The following is a 16,762-nucleotide window of genomic DNA, read 5'->3' on the forward strand; positions in this document are numbered from 1 at the left end:
GGGCGGTCTATTTGGGTTGCTGGCTCTCGGTTGGCTTGTTCTCCGGCGCGAGCTTGATCGCGGGGGCGGGCTTTGCCGGCGCGGGCGGCTTGGCGGCGTTTGCAGGCGACTGCTTGGCGGTATTTGGGGCAGGCTGCTTTTGCGCAACCGGCGGTGAGGGTGGTTCGGGTGCCGCAGGTCCGCTTTGTCCGATCGACACGGAGATGCCGAACAATCTCCATTGCCCGTTCACCGGCGCGAATGCCAGATCGAAATTGACCTGGGTTGGCACCGAGGGAAAGAATCCGGCCATGCGCATCAGGCCGTTGGCCTCGATCTGCGGCAGCAGATTGAGCTGCGGATCGATCACGGCGACGCCGGAGAGGTCGAGATTGTCGTTGCGCAGCTTGGCGAAGATTTCGCCGAGCCGCGCCGCGCTGTTGGACTGAAATCCCGGCGCGCCGATATCGCGCAGCACGGTGTAATTGCCGGTCTTGTTGGCGTGGTCGAGCGCGAGCAGTGATGACCTGACCAGGATCAGCACGCCGTTGCGGTCGATCTGCGCAGGTTTCGGCGCCGATGCAGGGGCGGGCGTCTGCGCGTAGCTTGCAGACGCGGTCGAGACAATGACAGTCGCAACCATCAGAACCCGCCAGCCGCCTCGCATTCCCATTACCACTCTGCCGTCATCACGCGCTGGTCAGGCCAGCGCGTCCGCCAACACCGCCTGCCGCATTTGGGTCTGCAGCATCGCGACGTAGCCCGCCGGCGTGTTCACCCGCAATTGCATCAGAATTCTCCGGCGATGCCAACCCGCCCGCCATGGCTATCTCCGCCGCCATAGGCATAACCGAAATTGGCCGCCACCGGGCGGGCAGTGTTGAAGCGGTACGCGAACGAAACACCGCCAGCGGTTTCCGATTTGAAGAAGCCGGTATTGACAGCGTAGGTCACCTTGCCCGGAGCCGATGGCATCGGCGCGCTGGTCAACGCGAACGCCGCGGCGATGCCCTGGCGCGCTTCGCGTCGGCTGTCGGTCGCATACTGATTGAGGCTGGAGAGCCCCGCCACCGCGCTACTGAGCTGGCTCATATTGACGGCATCGGTCGGATTGATGCCGGCTGCCACGTTGGTCAGCCGCCGCTCGTTGCCCACGGTGCCGAACGAAACGGTATTCGGAGCGCTCGCTACCGAACCGCTGCCGATCGCGACCGAATTGGCCAGGGTAGCCGTGGCGCCGGTGCCAAAGGCGGCCGAATTCGTGCCCGTCGCCGTCGTGGCGTCGCCGAACGCGGCGCCGCCGTTGGACGCCAGCGCCCCGGCGCCGACCGCGATCGAACCGGTGGCGGTGGCGCCGTTGCCGATCGCGATCGAATTGACGCCGCTGGCTGTGGAGTTTTGTCCGACGGCGACGGCACCGGTGGCCATTGCCCGTGCGGTGAAGCCGACGGCGGTGGCGCCGGTGGCGCTGGCGGTGCTCGCCTGGCCGATGGCGGTGGTGGCGTCGCCGGTGGCGTTGCTGCTCTGGCCGTAGGCGGTCGCGGTGGCGCCGTTCGCGATGCTGTTCTGGCCCGTCGCGGTCGCGTTTGCGCCGGTGGCGTTGCTGAGACTGCCGGTCGCAGTCGCGTTTACGCCGATCGCGTTGCTGCTCCTGCCGGTGGCGGTGGCTAAGGCGCCGATCGCGTCGGCGCTGAAGCCCGTCGCGGTTGCGCTGCCACCGTTGGCAACGCTGAACTGGCCTGTCGCGGTTGCGTTGACGCCGTTCGCCAAGCTGAACTGGCCGGTCGCGGTCGCGTTGCCGCCGTTCGCTCGGGCGAACTGGCCGGTCGCGGTGGCGTTCTCGCCGTTCGCGGTACTGTCTTGGCCGGTCGCGGTCGCGAAGTTGCCGTTCGCGAAGGTGCCTTGGCCGGTCGCGGTGGCACTGCTGCCGTTAGCGAAGCTGTTCATGCCGCTAACGGTGGCGTTGGCGCCGTTCGCGAGGCTGAAGGCGCCGGTTGTGGTGGCACTGATGCCGTTCGCAAAGCTCGCCATACCTGTTGCGGTCGCGTTGATGCCGTTCGCGTTTGCGCCAAGTCCGATGGCCGTGGCAAAAGGACCGGTAGGAACCACGGCCGTGCAATCTCCCGCAAACCCTGCCGCTGTGGAGTAACATTGCGCAAAGGCCGGCGAGATGCCGAGCATCGTCATCATTCCGGCCGCCGCCGCCAGGCTGCGCAGGGTACCGCCGGAAAGTAGGGTGGTCGCGAGCAGGTGTGCCCGGCGGTCAGATGGAAGAGACAGATCGAGAGCGAAAGCCAGATCCGTTGTGCTCGCCGCAGAAACCGTCTGCATGATGCCCGCCCTTGATCCAAAAATTCACGTGAAAGTCTTGAGATTAACGTGCGCCTGGACTCATCCTCGCGGCCGATGACCGAGATCACTGAACCTTGACGGAACAAAAGGCGTGCACAACCGTAGGTGTGAATTTTTTCTGGTCATTGGACGCGATTGCCGTGTGACGTTGCCGTTGAGCAACAAATGCTGCTGACATCCGCTTAAAGAAAAGGCAGGCTGCGAGCTTGGCGGGCACGGAAATGGCATCCGTGGCGGCCGAAGCTGGCGACCGTCATTATTCGCCGCCGAGACCAACATAGGACGTATGTTGAGTGCCGCCGCCGTTGCCGTAGCGATACTGAGCGGTACGCCGGTGTCGAGGCGATGAGCAACAAGGTAAATCGAGAGCGAGCACTGTCGCCAAATCTGCTGCCGTCATAACGCCCGCCGGTGGCCTTGCATCGGAATATGTTCCTATTTGGCTCCGCGCGCAAGCCGCATCGGTGCTGCCAGCCGTGGGCCGTTCCTTTCTTTGCATGGGGTTGTTTTCGAGATTTTGTGCCTGGGCGGTGCGGTGTACCGCCGAACTGGCGCCTCGCTGCGCGTGGGACATGAGATCGCTGGTGCTTTGCGCTCACGTCAGCTCCAATTCTTCATGCTCTGGACGCGCAAAAAAGGGCGGGCATTGCTGCCCGCCCTGATGCTTGCGAGAAGCCCGCTGTTAGGCTTCCAGAACTGCCACGATCTCGTAGGTGTTCGGGTCCACGATCACGATCTGCTCCTTGACGAGGATGTACTTATACCTGCGCCATTCCGGATAGATCGTCACCACTCGCTCCGGCAATGTGTGGAAGGTTACATCGCGCGGTACGCGGGTGCCGACCGAAATCGAGAAGTTCACGTTCGTCACCGGCGCAACGCGCTGTTCCCTGATCACACTGGTGATCTGGGTGCGCTGCTCGGTCGAGAGCTTCGCGGCCGCGCCGGCCTGGCCCGTAGTGGTCGTGGTCTGGCCCGCCGCGCCGCCCTGAGTCTGGGTCTGCATGCGATCCTTCTGACCCTGGACCTTCTGGTCACGACCCGGGGTCGTCGTCTGATCACGTTGGGTCGTGCTTTGATCACGCTGCATCGTGCCCTGGCCGGTCGTCTGCCCCTTTTGGCCGCGGTCTTCCTTGCCTTCGGCCTTCATGTCCTTGCGGCCCTTGGTCTCCGTCTCCGAGCGCATGCTCTTCGACTTCTCACCGGCCGGCGACTTGGTGTCCTGCGCGCTCTTGCCGGATGGCATCTTCTCGGATTCCGATGCCTTCATGCCTTTTGAATCCCGCCCCTTCGTCCCATCTTCCGCACCCTTCATGCCGGCACCGCCGCCACTATCGCGCTGCATCGTGCCGGGCTGGCCGCCGCGCTCCGAAGACGGCGCGCCCTGCTGCGCCGCGGAACCCGCCGACGGCGACTCCTTGCCCATGCCGGTGCCTTGCGCGTTCGCAAAACCTGTCCCGGCGATCAACGCCGCCACTGCGGCCGAGATCAGTAGACGATTAGACATAGAACTTCTCCTCAGGTGTGTGCATTGCCCGCATGACAACGAAAGGAATTCTGCGATGTTCCTGCCCATGCGCGGTTCCGCCAAATTTGTTTGATGAATGCGCGATGAACGACGTGCGGAGTGGAGTGCGGGCGGGGCTTTGTTAAAGCCGCAATATTGAACCGGCCTTTGCACTCCGAAACCGAGCGCAGCGTCGAAGCTGACAGATGTTGGTCTCAGCTGCCACGCAATGCGAGGCAACAAGCCGGTCGCGCGAGGCGTTCAGCATGCTATTGTCGATGTTGCGTCGCATGGGCGGCAAATGAACGGACGGCAAGTGAAATGGGTGTTTCGGAATGCTAAAGTTTTTCACGAAGGCTCGGAATATAGAGCCAGGCAATGCCGATCCTGCCTTGCCCGAAGCGATTACGTGGACCGGTGACTATGAGAGCTTCGATGCGGCCCTTGCGGCCTGCACCGGGGATTCCGGCTACCATGGCAGTATTGCTACCGACCGCTATGTCAGGCGTTACGAGGAGGTCCGCGCGAACCCGGCGCAATACTATACCAGCAACAACCAGCACCTCATTCGTTACATGGCGGCGCTTAGTTCTGCCGCACCGGTCGATGGGCGAATCCGCGTCCTGGATTTCGGCGGCGGCTACGGCTCGCTCTACGAAATCATCCGTGGGCTGTTGCCGCAGCACGATTTCGACTGGACCATTGTCGAGGTGCCGGAACTGGTGGCGCGTGGCAACGAAATGGGGGCATCGGACCGCAAGCGTTTTGCGGTTGAGATCCCGCGCCAGCGCTATTCACTCGTCATCGCGAGCGGGGTGCTTCAATGTGTGCGGGATCCCGAGGGCAAGCTGAGCGAACTTTTGTCGCTGGACTGCAAGTCGTTCTTGATCGGTCGGGTGCCGATTTGTCCATTCATCGAACGGGACCGGATCACCGTCCAAAGCGTGCCGCCGTCGATGTTCGCCGCGAAATTCCCTTCCTGGATTTTTTCGCCGCGTTGGCGGGAGCTTCTGATCCGAAGCGGCGAAAGAGTGATGGTATGGGAATCGCCGGGAGACACCCCGGTGCTGGACGGCGTCCAATTCCAGGCCGACGCATTTCTGATCCAGAGATGAGCGGCGGCCAATTCGGCCACCGCCACCGGCAATCCATTGCTTATTCGCTTTGCTGCCGTAGGCCAGCTTCGGCGCCGGGCTTCTCATTTGGCGCTGAGCCTGTCATCCGCAGGCCCAGTCGAATTCCATCGTCGCGAGATCGAGCTGAGCGTTGCCGCCGCCGAAATTGAAGCCGCCGAAGTGCTCTTCGATTTCGAGATAGGTCGCGCTGTATTTCGGCGTCCACTGGCAGGGAAACATCGTGCCGCCGAGATGATTGCGCCCAGACAAACGCTCCAGCTCGAACGCCTCGGCCTCCTTGCTGTAGGGCGGCACATAGGCGCCGAGTTCGTCCTTGTGCAGAAGCTTGTCGCGTGGCGGCCGGCCGACATTGGGATCGCCGTCGCGCTTCGACATGGCGATGCCGTAGGCGTGGTGGCCGATCTCAGGCACGCACCCGAACAGCCGGTACCAGTACTTGTTGACGATCTCGTCGACGCTGTCGTAGCTGCCGACGTGAAGATCGAATACGGCGCGCGCCGAACCTTTTTCCAGCCAGGGTGGAGGCGGATTCGCCTGCAGCAGCGCGTTGCCGGCGAGGCGAGGCGGTTGGCACAGGGGGCCCGTGAACTCGGCCGCCGTCAGCCAGATCGCCGCGAAATTGTGGTCGATGATGTCCTTCATCCGGAATTCCATCGGATGCCTGTTCTGCTTGTAGGTCCAGAACGGCAGGAGATCGGGATTGGCCGGACGCTCCAATGTTTCCGAGGCCAGATATTCCGCGATCGTCTCGATCTCGCCCGGCTCGTCATGCTGCTGGTCGGCGAACATCGTGAGCGCGACATAGTCGGCGCCCTTGGTGCGATACTGCTCGGGCAGCTTCAGCGTGAAGCAGGGCTGCATCGGAAAGCCGTCATAGGGGCTAAGCGGCCATTGGCTTTCGGCAATTCCGGGCGGCAGGCCGTAGCACCAGCCGTGATCGCGATCGGTCCCGCGCGCGGGCGAGGTCTTGAGGAGTTCGAGGTCGTAGGCGGTGGTCGGCGGCGCCAGGCTCATGCGGGGGGTCCTGTTGGTTTCGAGCCTTCCTTAGTGGCTGGCGGCCTCGCCGCGGTTCAGTCGCGGCACGCGTCCAGGCACAAAAAATCCGGCTGCGATGCAGCCGGATTTTCTTCCGTCGAACGATGCGCGTGGCCGGGCCTCAGCAGGTCGCCTTGCCGCAGCGGGCGATGCCGATCTTTTCCTTGAGGGTCTCGACGCCGACCGCGCCGATCACGACCTGCTTGCCGATCACGTAGCTTGGGGTGCCGTTCATGCCCATGGCTTCGGCGAGCTTCATGTTCTCCTCGAGCGTGGCGCGGATTTCGGGGCTCGCCAGATCCTTATCCAGCCGGGACATGTCGAGGCCGACTTCCTTGGCGACCGCCATGGCCCGGGCCTTGTCGGCGGCGCCGCGGCCGGTGAGCAGCTTCTGGTGGAAGTCGAGGTATTTCTTGCCGGTCGGGTCCTGCATGCGCACGGCGACGCCGACCTGGGCGGCCTCGACCGAACCTGCGCTCAGCACCGGGAATTCCTTGAGCACGACCTTCAGCTTGGGATCGCCCTTCATCAGCTCCATCATGTCGAGCATCGCGCGCTTGCAGTAGCCGCAATTGTAATCGAAGAACTCGACGAAGGTGACGTCGCCGTCCTTGTTGCCGACAGTTACGTTGCGCGGCGAGTTGAAGATCGCGTTGGCATGCTTGGCGATGCCGGCCTGATGCTTCTCGGCTTCGGCGGCGGACTGGCGCTTGGTCAGTTCGGCCATCGCCTCTTCGAGCACCTCGGGGTGGGCGATCAGGTAATCCCGGACGATGGTCTCGATGTCTTTGCGCTGGACGTCGGAGAAGCTCTGCGCGGAAGCCGGCAGCGGCGCGCCGCCAAGGGTGATCGCAAACATGGCGATCGCGAAAGCGGAAGCAAGGTAACGGAGCGAAGGCATCGGCAAATCCTCAGGTGGCGAGTTTCCGGGCCGTCTCGTGAAGGCCGGCTCTTTGAATACGTTCGGTACTGGGCTTCGTTTCTAGTGCAACTCAGTTTATTTCCGGTAGCCGCGCTAGTTGCTTCTTTGGCCTGGAAGCGGTTTGGCGCTCACAATATCGTCAGCTTTGACCCATCCCGGCGTCCCGATCGCGAACCGGGTCTTGGCCCGGGAGGCAAGATCGCGCGCGGTTTTGTTGTCGCCGCGCAGGTAGGCGGCCTGAGCCGATGCCAGATCGGCCTGCGCGTAGTCGCCCTTGCGGCCATAAGCCATGGCGAGCTGCATGTAGCCGAGCGGGGCTTCGGTCTCGCGCGCCGTTGCCGCGCGCAGGATGGCGATCGCCTCATCGGTGTAGGCCTTGTTGTCGGATGCCACCAGCGCCTGACCGAGCAACATTTCGATGAGCGGGGCGTTATTGGAAAGCTGTACGGCCTTGCGCAGCGGCGCGATTGCCTCGGCCGGCTTGCCGCCTTCCAGCAAGGCCTGACCGCGCAATTCGTGGAAATAGGGATTGGCGGGTTGCAGCTGGATCAGGCCGTCGATCTGGGCCAGCGCGCTGCGCAGGTCGCCGTGCAGATAGGTGGTGATGGCGCGGGCATAACGCGCGGGCAGGCTGGTGTTGGACAGCGGATAGCGCCGGTGGACGGTGTCCTGCCGCTCCATGAAGCCGGAGATCTTGGCGCGCACCATGTCGTGGCGCATCTGCAGGGCCGGATCGTCCTTCTTGTCCCAATAGGGGCTCGAACGGGCGAGTTCTTCCAGCGCGCGGACGCGCTCGGCCGGCATCGGGTGCGACTGCACGTAGGGGTCGGCGCCGCGCGCCGCGAACAGGCTCTCGTCGGTGAAGCGCTTGAAGGTCTCGTACATGCCGCGGGCCGATTGCCCGGTGGCGTTGAGGAATTTCACGCCGGCCTTGTCGGCGTTTTCTTCCTGCTGCCGCACGTAAGAAAGCAGGGTCCGGCGGATCACCTCGTGCGGCGCCGACATCGCGGCGGCGCCGGCATTGGCAAGGCCGCTGCTGCCGCCGCCGCGCGAGCCCGCCACCATCGCGCCGGCGCCGAGCAGCATGGCGATGATCATCTGGGTCTGCGCTTCCGCCAGCCGCTCGCGCAGTTTCGAAAGGTGACCGCCGGCCAGATGGCCGGTTTCGTGCGCCAGCACGCCGATGATCTGGTTCGGCGTCTCCGATTGCATCACCGCGCCGTAATTGACGAAGATGCGGCGGCCGTCGGCAACGAACGCGTTGAAAACGCTTTCGTTGATGATCACCATCTGGATGTTCTGCTTCTCCATGCCGGCGGCGCGCAGGATCGGCCGCGTATAGTCGCGCAGCAATTGCTCCGACTCGGTATCGCGCAGCACCGGAGGGCCCTTGTTCTGGGCCGCCGCGAGCGTCGGCGTCATGACAAGCGCGGCCGCCGTGGCGAGGGCGGTCAATTTCAGCGACGTTTTGCGGTGCGCAATGCGGAACAACATGAAGCGATCTTATTGGGCGTTGGCGGCGGAACTGGCGGTCAATCGGCGTCGAGCCTGATAGCCCTGATTAGATCAGAACAGAACGCCAGTCTCTTGTTTTGACGCTTTTTTCTTGTCGCAGACCGGTATCCACTTGGCTTGAAAACGCTATAAGGAGCCACCGAATACGGCCAGTCTGGGGCGGTACCCGGTGCTGGAACCCGAAATCGGCGTGGTCCGATCAAATTGCAGATAGCGATGCTCGAATCGACTCTCAGGGACGCTGCGAAAACGCTGTTGACGGCTTCCAGCCGGAGCGATGTTCCACCCTTCATGGTGATGGACGTGATGGCCGCGGCAGCCCGCATCGAGGCGGCCGGCGGCCACGTCATTCACATGGAGGTCGGCCAGCCGGCGGCGTCAGCCCCGACGACCGCGCTCGCGGCCGCGCGTGCCGCGCTCGACGATGGCCGGATCGATTACACATCCGCGCTCGGCATCCCCTCGCTGCGGGCCCGCATCGCCAGGCACTACCGCGATACTTACCGATGCAACGTTGATCCGGAACGGATTGTGGTCACCACGGGCTCGTCGGGCGGCTTCATCCTGGCCTTCCTTGCGATGTTCGAACCGGGCGACCGGGTCGCGGTCACCGTGCCCGGCTATCCGCCGTACCGCCATATCCTCACCGCGCTCGGCTGCGAGCCGGTGCTGATCGAGACGTTGAGCGAGACGCGCCATGCGCTGACCGGCGAAGCCCTGCTGGCGGCGCATCGCAAGGCGCCGCTCCAGGGCGTGCTGGTCGGCAGCCCCGCCAATCCAACGGGAACCATGATGTCCCGCGAAGCGCTCACCGGCCTGATGGCGGCGGCCGAGAGCGCCAGCATTCGTTTCATCTCGGACGAAATCTATCACGGCCTCGATTATGCTTTTCCGGCGGTATCCGCCGCCGAGCTGTCGCCGCAGGCGCTGGTGATCAATTCGTTCTCGAAATATTTCTGTATGACCGGCTGGCGCGTTGGCTGGATGGTGGTGCCGGAGCCGCTGGTGCGGCCGATCGAACGGTTGCAGCAAAATCTGTCGATCTCGGTGCCGACGCTGTCGCAGATCGCCGCGGAGGCCGCGTTCGAGGGATCAGCGGAAATGGAAGCGATCAAGCGCGGCTATCAGGAGAACCGCCGCATCCTGATCGATGGATTGCCGAAGGCCGGACTGACGAATTTCGTCCCCGCCGATGGCGCGTTCTATCTCTATGCCGATGTCTCGCAATTCACGTCCGACAGCTTCGAGTTCGCCAACCGGATGCTGGAGCAGGCGCATGTCGCGGCCACGCCGGGCGTCGATTTCGATCCGATTCACGGCCGCGCCTATGTGCGCTTCTCCTACGCACGCTCTTCCGACGAAATGCGCGAAGCCGTGACGCGCATCGCGCGCTGGCTCGGCTAAGCCCGCTCACCGTTCGGCGCCGGCGCAATGCCACAGGATTTCCGCTGGCCGAATAATTTGGCTGTGCTAGCGGGCGCTGGTGTGGCAGAACGCCGCGGGGCCCGGAAGGGAGTATAACGTCATGGCGGCAACGATTGCGGCTGAAGCTGAAGCGCCGGTGAGCGCGGCAAAGCCCTGGTATAAAATTCTCTACGTTCAGGTGTTGATCGCCATCGTGCTCGGCGCGCTGGTCGGCTGGCTGTGGCCGGCGCTCGCGACCAACGACTGGATCAAGGCGCTCGGTGACGGCTTCATCAAGCTGATCAAGATGGTGATCGCGCCGATCATCTTCTGCACCGTGGTGTCGGGTATCGCGCATATTCAGGACGCCAAGAAGGTCGGCCGCATCGGCGTCAAGGCGCTGATCTATTTCGAAGTCGTCTCGACCTTCGCGCTGGTGATCGGGCTGATCGTCGGCAATGTCGTCAAGCCGGGCGCGGGCTTCGGCGGCGCGATGGCTGACTAAGGCCAAGGTCGCCGGCTTCGCCAAACAGGCCGAGGCCCAGAAAAGCGTCGACTTCTTCCTGCACATCATTCCGGACACCGTCGTCGGCGCCTTTGCGCAAGGCGAGATCCTGCAAGTCCTGCTGTTCTCGATCCTGTTCGGCTTTGCGCTGATGGCGCTCGGCGAGCGCGGCCATACCTTGCGTTCCTTCATCGACGACTCCGCGCACGCGGTGTTCGGCGTGATCTCGATCGTGATGAGGGCCGCCCCGATCGGCGCGTTCGGCGCCATGGCCTATACCATCGGCAAGTTCGGCACCGGCGCCATCCTGAACCTGATCGGGCTGATCGCGACTTTCTATGTCACGGCGGCGCTGTTCGTCTTCGTCGTACTCGGCATTATCGCGCGGATGGTCGGGTTCTCGATCTTCAAGTTCCTGTCGTACATCAAGGATGAACTGTTGATCGTGCTCGGCACCTCGTCGTCCGAAAGCGCGCTGCCTTCCCTGATGGAAAAACTGGAACGGCTCGGCTGTTCCAAGTCGGTGGTCGGTCTCGTGGTGCCGACCGGTTACTCGTTCAACCTCGACGGCACCAACATCTACATGACGCTGGCGACGCTGTTCATCGCCCAGGCGCTCGGTTTCGAACTCACGATGAGCCAGCAGATCACCATCCTGTTGGTAGCGATGCTGACCTCGAAGGGCGCCTCGGGCATAACAGGTGCCGGCTTCATCACCCTGGCGGCGACGCTCGCCGTGGTCGATCCGCGGCTGGTGCCAGGCATGGCGATCGTGCTCGGCATCGATTCATGAGCGAGTGCCGCGCCCTGACCAACCTCTGCGGCAACGGCGTCGCCTGTGTGGTGGTGTCGTGGTGGGAGGGCGAACTCGACACCGAGAAGCTGCACGCCAACCTCAACAAGCAGATCGATCCGACCGACATGGAGACGGCGCTCACGACCGATTGACGGTCATATTTGAGGTGCGCGCTGCTGCAATAAAAAACCGCCCGGTTTTGCCGGGCGGTTTTTCTGTTCGGGATTGAAACTTATTCGCCGCTGCCAAAACGCCGTGACCACCAGCCAGCCTTGCGCGGCGCGGCTTCACCGGTCGCGGCGGGCGCAGGTTCAGCGGGCGCGGGAGCAGGGGCCGTTGCCGGCTCGGCTTCGCCGTGGCTGACGGCCGGCGCCGGATCGGATTGGCTGCTGGTCATGAACGAGACTTTCTCGCGCACGGTTGAACGCCGCCGCGCGGCGGCCCGGTCGGCCTCCTGCGCGGTTTCTTCCGCGGTGGGGGCGCTGCTGACAGTCTCCGGCGAAACATGTTCCTCGGGCTGCCACTGCGGTTGCGGTGCCTGCGAAACGGGCTCGGGTTCAACCAGCGACGGCGCGGGCTCAGACGAGCGGCCGTCAAAATCGGCAACCGCGCTGGTGACTTCCGAAACCGGGGTCGGTCCGAGTTCGTCCGAGATCGATCCGGCAAGACCGTCTTCCGGTCCAGTGCCACGCCGGCGGCGTCCGCCCCGACGTCCGCGACGGCGCGGACGCCGCTCGCCGTTTGGTCCCTGTTCGCCGCGTGCAACCCCGGGCTGTTCGTCGCCCTCGTCGTCGTCGGCTTCGCTGTCGTCGGCAACCGCGACCGCGCCATCAACGCTTTCGGCGGCAATGTGCACGGCCTCACTGTCGTCGCGCGGGGCTGCGCCCTCACGCGGCTCACCACGACCGCGGCGGCGCCGCCGCCGCTTGCGGCGATGGCCGTCAGCTTCGCTTTCACCGGCAACCGCTTCTTCGCCGCCGGCGGCTTCCTCGGTCAGGCCTTCGGTCTCTTCGGTTTCGACCTCAGCCTCGACGTCGAACGGTTCTTCGTCGTCATAGGCTTCCTCGACCAGGGACGGGAAGGCCGCAGCCTGCGCCACCAGCAGGGCCTTGGCCGCTTCCAGCGTGTGCACCTGTTCGCCGCGGTCGATGACGAACGACTGCTGGCCGCTGACGGTCGCGTCGGCGACCACCGCCAGCGTGACCTTGAAGGCGTTTTCGAGATCGCGCAGATGGCCGCGCTTGTGGTTGAGGACGTAGAGCGCGACGTCGGTGCGGGTGCGGACCACGAGATTGTGGGTCGCGCCTTTCATCAGGATTTCTTCGATGCCGCGCAGCAATTGCAGCGCCACCGACGACACCGAGCGGACATGGCCGCTGCCGCCGCATTGCGAACAGGGCTCGGTCGAACTCTCCAGCACGCTGGCGCGGATGCGCTGGCGCGACATTTCCAGGAGGCCGAAATGCGAGATGCGGCCGACCTGGATGCGGGCGCGGTCCTGCCGCAGGCAGTCGCTCAGCTTGCGCTCGACCGCCCGGTTGTTGCGCTTCTCGTCCATGTCGATGAAGTCGATGACGATCAGGCCTGCGAGATCGCGCAGACGCAGCTGACGGGCGACTTCCTCGGAGGCTTCTAGGTTGGTCTTGAGCGCGGTGTCCTCGATGTGATGCTCGCGGGTCGAACGGCCGGAGTTGACGTCGATCGAGACCAGCGCTTCGGTCTGGTTGATGACGATGTAGCCGCCGGAGCGCAATTGTACGGTCGGCGAGAACATCGCATCGAGCTGGCTCTCGACGCCCATCCGCGAGAACAGCGGCTGGCCGTCGCGATATTGCCGGACCGCCCGCACGTTCGAGGGCATCAGCATCTTCATGAAGTCGCGGGCTTCCTGGTAACCGGCTTCGCCGGCGACCTGGATTTCGTCGATTTCCTTGTTGTAGAGGTCGCGCAGCGAGCGCTTGATCAGCGAGCCTTCCTCGTAGACCAGCGTCGGGGCCTGCGACTTCAGCGTCATGTCGCGTACGGTTTCCCACATCCGGATCAGGTATTCGAAGTCGCGCTTGATTTCGGGCTTGGTGCGCGAGGCACCGGCGGTACGCAGGATGATGCCCATTCCCTCGGGCACGTCGAGATCCTGCACCACTTCCTTCAGGCGCGAACGGTCCTGCGCCGAGGTGATCTTGCGGCTGATGCCGCCGCCGCGCGCGGTGTTGGGCATCAGCACGGCGTAACGGCCGGCCAATGACAAATACGTGGTCAGCGCCGCACCCTTGTTGCCGCGCTCTTCCTTGACGACCTGCACCAGCATGACCTGGCGGCGCTTGATGACTTCCTGGATCTTGTACTGGCGGCGCGGACGGAAGGCGCGCTCCGGGACTTCCTCGAGCACGTCGTCGCCGCCGACGGATTCGACGACTTCCTCTTCGGCGTCGTCGCCATCGTCTTCATCGTCTTGCGCTTCATCGTCCTGCTCGTCGCCTTCCGGCGCAGGGCCGCGATTCTCCTCGTGGGAGACGGCGGGGTATTCCTCGCCGGCGTGCTCGGCCCGCGGGGCATCATCGGCGTGGGCGGCGTTTTCGAGCGCGTGCTCCTCATCGTGCCGCGCGTCATGCGCAGGCTCGTCGTGATGGGCGTCGTCGTGGCTTTCGGCGCTGGCCGGAGCCTCGGATGCCGCGGCGACGGCCTCAACCGGTGCCGTGTCGGGTTGGGATTCAGCTACCGTGGCTTCGGCCGCGGCATGATCATGGGCGTGATCGTCATGGGGATGACCATGCTCATGCGAATGGTCGTGATCATGCGCCACGGGGCCATGATCGTGGTCGGCTGCGTCGGCGGGATGATGATCGGCATCATGCGCCTGGGCTTCGTCGGCAGGCGCGCCGTCATGCAAGCGTTGCGCCTCGCCCTCATAGGGCTGAGCAGCCTGCGCGGGATCGAGCGCTACGTTCTCGACGACGTCGCTCTGGACCCGCTCGCCATGGCCGCGACGGCGGGCGTTGCGGTGGCGCGACCGGCCGCGGTGACGGTTGGAGGAGCGATTCTCGCTCTCTTCCTCGGCTTCGCGATGGGCGCGTTCATCGGCCTCGATCAGCGCCTGCCGGTCGGCGACCGGGATCTGGTAATAGTCAGGATGGATTTCGCTGAAGGCCAGGAAGCCGTGGCGGTTGCCGCCATATTCGATGAAGGCCGCCTGCAGCGACGGCTCTACGCGCGTGACCTTGGCGAGGTAGATATTGCCGCGCAGTTGTTTGCGCTGGGCGGTCTCGAAATCAAATTCTTCGACGCGATTGCCGCGGACCACAACGACCCGTGTCTCTTCCGGGTGGGTGGCATCGATCAACATCTTGTTGGGCATTTTGGAGCTCTTGACGGCGGCGGGCGCGGTGCAAGGCGCGCGCATGGTGCGCGGCCTGGTGACGCGACGGTCCACCTGATTCGGGGGTGAGGGGAAGGCCGAAACGCAAACCTTGGCGCCGCGCCGAACGGGGACCCACCGGAACAAAGCGACGCGCGAGGCTTTCGCTTCGCGTCGGCGCGATCGATCCGTGGATCCTGGTCGGCAACACAGTCTGGCGCATCAAGCGTCGGCCCGTCTGAACATGGTGGCGGCAAAATTGACCGCCGTGTCTATCGCTGAAGGCCCGGCGCGGCGCCAAAGCGCTCGCCGGCCATCGCATATCGGACCGTTTGGGGTCCGGATAATCGGTTCTGCCGTGTCTTGAACCGTCCCTAGAGCAAGATAGTACCTTGCAAGATAGCACCTGGGACCGGACGCCGCTCGGGCTCGAAACCGCCACTCCTGGTCAGCCGCGCGCAGCGCTGGCTGTGGAGGGATCGGGAAAGACGCAGGAAACTTCGGCTTCGAAGGTTCCAGCGCTGCACCGGGAGGCTGAACGCGACACAACCGGGAGTATTAGCCGTCAGCCCCTCGTACATACGTGGATTGCCCGCCCGGTGCAAGGGAAGCGTCAGGGAAGCGTCACAGCACGGCAACACTCGCCGCTTTTCGCCGTTAGAGCCTTAAGGTCCGATTAACCCTGTGGTTTTAATGCGGTAAGAGAACTGCTCGGAGGCACCGAATCGTTGGCTAGCCGCGCAAATTACCGGGTTTTGCTGGCGCGGGGCCTGTTGTGCGCCGCAGCATTGCTGTGTGTCCAAATCATCACTCCGAGCGTCGCCCAAGGGCCATCGCCGGGCGCGGCTGCGCCAAACCCCGCTCCAAGCCCGCTGGCCGCCTCGAATATTCCGATCGCCTCCGACGCCCGGCTGGCCGGAGATAGCAAACAGACCCGCTTCGTGCTCGATCTCGACAGACCGATTCAGTTTCGCGCCTTTGCGCTGGCCGATCCCTATCGCGTGGTGGTCGATATTCCCCAGATCAGCTTCAAGCTGGCTGCGGGCACCGGCAGCGCGGGACGCGGGCTGGTCAAGGCGTTCCGCTATGGCCTTGTGATGCCGGGCGGTTCACGAATCGTATTCGACCTGACAGGACCGGCCAAAGTCGCCAAATCCTATGTGCTGGAAGCTGCCAACGGCCAACCGCCGCGGCTGGTGCTGGAACTGGAAGAGGTGGACCGGACCGCCTTCGTGCAGTTGCTGGCGCCCGAGAATCGCCCCGAACTGAGGCCCGCGATTGCTACTGCCAACGCTGCGGTTGGGCCGGACGACGCATTGGCGGCGGCAAAGCCGGCGCCGGATCCGCGTCCCCTGATCGTGATCGACCCCGGCCATGGCGGCATCGACAACGGCACCCAGGCCGGCGGCGAGATGGAAAAGAACCTGGTGCTGGGATTTGGCCTCGCGCTGCGCGATCGGATCGAGAAATCGGGCAAATATCGCGTGGTCATGACCCGGACGGACGATACGTTCGTTCCGTTGAACGACCGCGTGAAGGTCGCGCGCACCCAGTCGGCTGCGCTGTTTGTCTCGATCCATGCCGACGCCCTGCCGCGGCGGGAGGGCGATGCCCACGGCGCCACCATCTACACCTTGTCTGACAAGGCCTCCGACGCCGAAGCCGAGCGGCTGGCCGAGGTCGAGAACAAGTCGGATGCGATCGGCGGCGTCAACCTCACGGACGAACCGACCGAAGTCGCCGACATCCTGATCGACCTGGCGCAGCGTGAGACCCGAACGTTTTCAAACCGGTTCGCCCGCCTGTTGATGGGCGAGATGAAGACCACGGTGCGGATGCACAAGCATCCGTTAAAGTCCGCCGGCTTCCGGGTGTTGAAGGCACCCGACGTGCCTTCGGTGCTGATCGAACTTGGCTATGTCTCGAACAAGGGCGACCTCGAACTCCTGATGTCGGAGAACTGGCGGAACAAGACCGTCGGATCGATGGCCCAGGCGATTGATGCATTTTTCGCCAAACGGCTGGCAACCGCCGGGGCGGGCAAATGAAAAGCCGTATGAAAATGCAGAATAAATGCACGCTGCGCTGTAGCGGAAGCCCTAGTTTGGCCACAGCGGCAACGGTATAGAAAACTACCGCAGGGTCTTCGGAGTCGGCCACTATTGGTCCGTCGGCCCTTTTATTATTGTACGCGCGACGGCGGTCCGTTGGGCGGGGCTCGAGCGCCGGGTCTTATTGACAAGGCAGACGCCGACA

At 64.0% G+C, this 16,762-nt stretch carries 10 protein-coding genes and 1 pseudogene; 4 read left to right on the top strand and 7 right to left on the bottom strand.

Annotated features, from left to right (window positions below; translation table 11 throughout):
- Nucleotides 1-7 precede the first annotated feature (7 nt).
- The 3 genes from ACSQ84_RS06815 to ACSQ84_RS06825 form a co-directional block, all read right to left on the bottom strand.
- On the bottom strand, nucleotides 8-622 hold the full coding sequence (locus ACSQ84_RS06815; protein ID WP_436210850.1) for a hypothetical protein: 615 nt from the start codon (nucleotides 620-622) through the stop codon (nucleotides 8-10).
- A gap of 146 nt (nucleotides 623-768) precedes the next feature.
- Entirely contained in the window at nucleotides 769-2,310 is a 1,542-nt protein-coding gene (locus ACSQ84_RS06820; RefSeq protein WP_436210851.1) for a YadA family autotransporter adhesin, read from the bottom strand.
- Nucleotides 2,311-3,013: 703 nt separating this feature from the next.
- Nucleotides 3,014-3,838: a DUF1236 domain-containing protein gene (locus tag ACSQ84_RS06825; RefSeq protein ID WP_436210852.1), complete on the bottom strand. Its 825-nt coding sequence runs from the start codon at nucleotides 3,836-3,838 to the stop codon at nucleotides 3,014-3,016.
- Nucleotides 3,839-4,230: 392 nt separating this feature from the next.
- On the opposite strand from ACSQ84_RS06825, the gene ACSQ84_RS06830 reads away from it, so the two are divergent.
- A complete protein-coding gene (locus ACSQ84_RS06830) occupies nucleotides 4,231-4,953 on the top strand; it encodes a methyltransferase, TIGR04325 family (RefSeq protein ID WP_436210853.1) in 723 nt (240 codons plus the stop codon).
- Nucleotides 4,954-5,055: 102 nt separating this feature from the next.
- On the opposite strand, the gene ACSQ84_RS06835 is transcribed toward ACSQ84_RS06830, so the two are convergent.
- The 3 genes from ACSQ84_RS06835 to ACSQ84_RS06845 all read right to left on the bottom strand — a co-directional run bounded on the left by ACSQ84_RS06835 (nucleotide 5,056) and on the right by ACSQ84_RS06845 (nucleotide 8,425).
- On the bottom strand, nucleotides 5,056-5,988 hold the full coding sequence (locus ACSQ84_RS06835) for a hypothetical protein (RefSeq protein WP_436210854.1): 933 nt from the start codon (nucleotides 5,986-5,988) through the stop codon (nucleotides 5,056-5,058).
- A gap of 142 nt (nucleotides 5,989-6,130) precedes the next feature.
- Entirely contained in the window at nucleotides 6,131-6,910 is a 780-nt protein-coding gene (locus ACSQ84_RS06840) for a DsbA family protein (RefSeq protein WP_436210855.1), read from the bottom strand.
- A 114-nt stretch (nucleotides 6,911-7,024) separates the two neighbouring features.
- Nucleotides 7,025-8,425, bottom strand: coding sequence for a M48 family metalloprotease (locus ACSQ84_RS06845; RefSeq protein ID WP_436210856.1), 1,401 nt, complete (start codon nucleotides 8,423-8,425; stop codon nucleotides 7,025-7,027).
- A gap of 237 nt (nucleotides 8,426-8,662) precedes the next feature.
- On the opposite strand from ACSQ84_RS06845, the gene ACSQ84_RS06850 reads away from it, so the two are divergent.
- Nucleotides 8,663-9,850 (top strand): pyridoxal phosphate-dependent aminotransferase, encoded by a 1,188-nt coding sequence (locus ACSQ84_RS06850; RefSeq protein WP_436210857.1) that lies wholly within the window; start codon nucleotides 8,663-8,665, stop codon nucleotides 9,848-9,850.
- A gap of 121 nt (nucleotides 9,851-9,971) precedes the next feature.
- A pseudogene (locus ACSQ84_RS06855) lies at nucleotides 9,972-11,303 on the top strand (dicarboxylate/amino acid:cation symporter).
- An 80-nt stretch (nucleotides 11,304-11,383) separates the two neighbouring features.
- Here the strand turns inward: ACSQ84_RS06855 and ACSQ84_RS06860 are convergent.
- Entirely contained in the window at nucleotides 11,384-14,506 is a 3,123-nt protein-coding gene (locus ACSQ84_RS06860; protein ID WP_436210858.1) for an Rne/Rng family ribonuclease, read from the bottom strand.
- 728 nt (nucleotides 14,507-15,234) lie between these two features.
- Here ACSQ84_RS06860 and ACSQ84_RS06865 point away from each other — a divergent pair.
- Nucleotides 15,235-16,554, top strand: a complete 1,320-nt coding sequence (locus tag ACSQ84_RS06865) for an N-acetylmuramoyl-L-alanine amidase (RefSeq protein WP_436210859.1) — start codon at nucleotides 15,235-15,237, stop codon at nucleotides 16,552-16,554.
- The last annotated feature ends 208 nt before the right edge of the window (nucleotides 16,555-16,762 follow it).

The organism is Bradyrhizobium sp. LjRoot220, assembly GCF_964252915.1.
Lineage (GTDB): Bacteria > Pseudomonadota > Alphaproteobacteria > Rhizobiales > Xanthobacteraceae > Bradyrhizobium.

Coding starts and splice junctions, on each gene's coding strand:
- ACSQ84_RS06845 (WP_436210856.1), bottom strand. CDS start 8,425: ATGTTGTTCCGCATTGCGCACCGCAAAACGTCGCTGAAATTGACCGCC.
- ACSQ84_RS06820 (WP_436210851.1), bottom strand. CDS start 2,310: ATGCAGACGGTTTCTGCGGCGAGCACAACGGATCTGGCTTTCGCTCTC.
- ACSQ84_RS06825 (WP_436210852.1), bottom strand. CDS start 3,838: ATGTCTAATCGTCTACTGATCTCGGCCGCAGTGGCGGCGTTGATCGCC.
- ACSQ84_RS06860 (WP_436210858.1), bottom strand. CDS start 14,506: ATGCCCAACAAGATGTTGATCGATGCCACCCACCCGGAAGAGACACGG.
- ACSQ84_RS06840 (WP_436210855.1), bottom strand. CDS start 6,910: ATGCCTTCGCTCCGTTACCTTGCTTCCGCTTTCGCGATCGCCATGTTT.
- ACSQ84_RS06850 (WP_436210857.1), top strand. CDS start 8,663: ATGCTCGAATCGACTCTCAGGGACGCTGCGAAAACGCTGTTGACGGCT.
- ACSQ84_RS06835 (WP_436210854.1), bottom strand. CDS start 5,988: ATGAGCCTGGCGCCGCCGACCACCGCCTACGACCTCGAACTCCTCAAG.
- ACSQ84_RS06815 (WP_436210850.1), bottom strand. CDS start 622: ATGGTTGCGACTGTCATTGTCTCGACCGCGTCTGCAAGCTACGCGCAG.